This is a genomic window from Arthrobacter sp. JCM 19049 (assembly GCF_001310435.1).
This window is the reverse complement of sequence record NZ_BAXF01000412.1, coordinates 1-1,969: the sequence shown is the minus strand read 5'-3', so window position 1 is coordinate 1,969 and position 1,969 is coordinate 1. Positions and strand designations below refer to the sequence as shown.

Genomic DNA, 1,969 nt, shown 5'->3' with positions numbered 1-1,969 from the left:
CCCGCCGCGCCGCCCGGGTGGCCCGCCGTGCCGCCCGGAACCAGCGCCAGAACGTGTACGACGTACACCTGTTCTGACGTAGACTTAAAGGCAACAAAAGAAGGGAAATCCCATGGGTGGATTACAGGGATGGCACCTGGTCATCATCATCGTCTTGGCACTGCTGCTCTTTGGCGCCCCGAAGCTTCCGGGCATGGCCCGTTCGATGGGTCAGTCGCTGCGGATCTTCAAGTCCGAGGTGCGCAAGATGAAGGACGATGACGACGCCAAGAACGAAACCATCGACGGCGAATTCGTCGACCCCAAGAACGACGAGAAGAAGAACTCCTAACACTCATCTCTGTGGCTAAACAACCAGATACCAGCGGGCGGAAGAAACGGCGGCCCAAGGACCCCGAAGGCCGGATGGCGCTGCGGGAGCACCTGGCCGAAGCACGCAACCGCCTGTTCAAGGCGCTGATCGCGCTGGCCCTGGCCACCGTCGCCGGGTTCTTCTTCTACGACGAGGTCCTGGACCTGCTGTTCACCCCGGTCCTGGCCGCCGGCGGCTCGGTGAACTACGCGGCGGTGATGTCGCCCTTCGACATCATGCTCAAGGTCTCGCTGTTCATCGGCCTGGTCCTCTCCTCACCGGTGTGGCTCTACCAGCTGTGGGCGTTCATCGTCCCGGGACTGAAGAAGAACGAACGCCGCCTCGGGTACTCCTTCGCCGCCGCCGCGGTGCCGCTGTTTTTGGGCGGGGTCGCGATGGCCTATTACGTGCTGCCCTTCGCGCTGCAGTTCTTCGTCGGCCTGGCCCCGGAAAACTCGGAGATGCTGCTGACGATCGACAACTATCTGCCGTTCATCTTCCGGCTGCTGCTGGCCTTCGGGCTGGCCATGCTGGTGCCGGTGCTGATGGTGGGGTTGAACATGGTCGGCGTGCTGCCGGCCCGGCTGATCCTGAAGAACTGGCGCATCACCGTCTTCCTGATCGCCCTGGTCGCAGCGATGGCCGCCCCCGGCGGCGATGCGATCACCATGTTCGCCCTGGCCGGCCCGCTGTTCCTCACCTTCGCGGCAGCCACCCTGATCTGTTACCTCAACGACCGCAAACGCTCCAAGAAACTTGCCGAGCAGGAAGCCGAGAATGAACGGCTGGCTCGCGGGGAACGTCTGGAGTAGAGTCGGCCAACCCCCAACCTAGGAGACACCGAGTCAAAGTGAGCACCCCAGCCGAACGCTACCAGCAGGCCAAGGCCCGGGCAGTTGAGCGCGGCACCCTGATGCCCGACTTCCGTGCCAGCCTCGGATTCGACCTGGACCCGTTCCAGGAGCAGGGCTGCCAGTCGGTCGCCCAGGGCAAGGGGGTGCTGGTGGCCGCCCCCACCGGGGCCGGCAAGACGGTGGTCGGTGAGTTCGCGATCTTCCAGGCCCTGGCCCAGGGCCTCAAGGCCTTCTACACCACCCCCATCAAGGCGCTGAGCAACCAGAAGTACTCGGACCTGGTCAAGGTGCACGGGGCGCGCAATGTGGGCCTGCTGACGGGGGACACCTCCATCAACTCCGAAGCCCAGGTGGTGGTGATGACCACCGAGGTGCTGCGCAACATGCTCTACGCCGACTCACGCACCCTGGACGGGCTGGGCTACGTGGTGATGGACGAGGTGCACTACCTGGCCGACAAGTTCCGCGGGGCCGTGTGGGAGGAAGTGATCCTGCACCTGCCGCAGAACGTGCAGATCATTTCCCTCTCCGCCACCGTCTCCAACGCCGAGGAATTCGGCGGCTGGCTGGACACCGTGCGCGGGGACACCGACATCATCGTCTCCGAACACCGTCCGATCCCGCTGTTCCAGCACGTCATGGTCGGCACCAAGCTGATGGACCTGTTCGCCGAGGACGTCTCCTTCGACCAGACCGCCGGACAGCAGTCCCGCGCGGCGGTGAACCCGGACCTGCGCAAGCTCACCCGGCCCTTCCGCCCCGG

At 64.7% G+C, this 1,969-nt stretch carries 3 protein-coding genes; all 3 read left to right on the top strand.

The window, feature by feature from the left end; genetic code table 11:
• Window positions 1–112 precede the first annotated feature (112 nt).
• Window positions 113–331 (top strand): Sec-independent protein translocase subunit TatA, encoded by a 219-nt coding sequence (gene tatA, locus JCM19049_RS12820; protein ID WP_054821780.1) that lies wholly within the window; start codon window positions 113–115, stop codon window positions 329–331.
• 74 nt (window positions 332–405) lie between these two features.
• Window positions 406–1,164: a twin-arginine translocase subunit TatC gene (tatC, locus tag JCM19049_RS12815; RefSeq protein WP_054821779.1), complete on the top strand. Its 759-nt coding sequence runs from the start codon at window positions 406–408 to the stop codon at window positions 1,162–1,164.
• Window positions 1,165–1,202: 38 nt separating this feature from the next.
• A partial coding sequence (locus tag JCM19049_RS12810) for a DEAD/DEAH box helicase (protein ID WP_279403167.1) occupies window positions 1,203–1,969 on the top strand: 767 nt, incomplete at its 3' end.

Bases quoted from the DNA above. Each gene is read 5' to 3' on its own strand.
- tatA (WP_054821780.1), top strand. From the start codon at position 113: ATGGGTGGATTACAGGGATGGCACCTGGTCATCATCATCGTCTTGGCA.
- tatC (WP_054821779.1), top strand. From the start codon at position 406: ATGGCGCTGCGGGAGCACCTGGCCGAAGCACGCAACCGCCTGTTCAAG.